The sequence below is a fragment of the Burkholderia sp. ABCPW 11 genome (genome assembly GCF_001523445.1).
Lineage (GTDB): Bacteria > Pseudomonadota > Gammaproteobacteria > Burkholderiales > Burkholderiaceae > Burkholderia.
Genome location: NZ_LOVM01000076.1, coordinates 1 through 716 on the forward strand (window position 1 = coordinate 1; position 716 = coordinate 716).

The following is a 716-nucleotide window of genomic DNA, read 5'->3' on the forward strand; positions in this document are numbered from 1 at the left end:
TCGCCGTCGGAACGCAAATAGAACGCGAGCGCGAGCATATTGGACAGCGTGGCGATCGACTCAATATCGCCACTGCCGCCGCAAAGCAGCGCAAGTGCGAGGTGGTGCTTGAGAGAAAGACGACGGACCTGATCAACCGGAAGAGGTAGTAGTTGCGCCTTCGTCAGTGGCCGTCGGCGCACGGTAGAGTGTTTTCGCATAGCTTGATTGCCGTGCCAGCAACATCAAATTTTACCGGACGACCGCTCCATCGTATTCGCCGATCCGCGCATGTTTAAGCACTTCGGAACTTCGGACGGGAAGTCACGCCTTGCGGCCCCGGCGCTCCAGTTCGATCCTGGTACGTTCCAATTCTCGCGCGAACGTGGCCTCATCCGGGAGGACCGTCTGATACTCCGCTGCGAGTATCTTGTTCGGTAAGTTGTCGAGTGCATAATGCGCCTCGGCCGCGCCTTTTTCAGCACACAGAATCAAGCCAACTGGGGGGTTTTCGCCGGGCTTCATCCAATGTTCACGCGCGTAGTTGAGGTAAAGATGCATCTGCCCCGCGTCCGCATAGCTGAAGCGCCCGACCTTCAAATCGATAATGAGCAGGCATCGCAAGCGCCGGTGAAAAAACACGAGATCGACTCGAAACCAGGTGTCATCGATCCGTAGACGCCGCTGCCGACCTATGAACGCAAAGTCATCGCCGAGCTCGAGGAGGAAATCCGCCA

1 protein-coding gene and 1 pseudogene are annotated in these 716 nt (G+C 57.3%); both read right to left on the reverse strand.

Going from position 1 to position 716, the window contains the following annotated elements; genetic code table 11:
• Positions 1-200: pseudogene (locus tag WS61_RS35435) on the reverse strand (hypothetical protein); the annotation flags it as partial.
• A gap of 103 nt (positions 201-303) precedes the next feature.
• On the reverse strand, positions 304-716 hold a 413-nt coding region (locus tag WS61_RS26480), incomplete at its 5' end, for a PDDEXK nuclease domain-containing protein (RefSeq protein WP_157692785.1).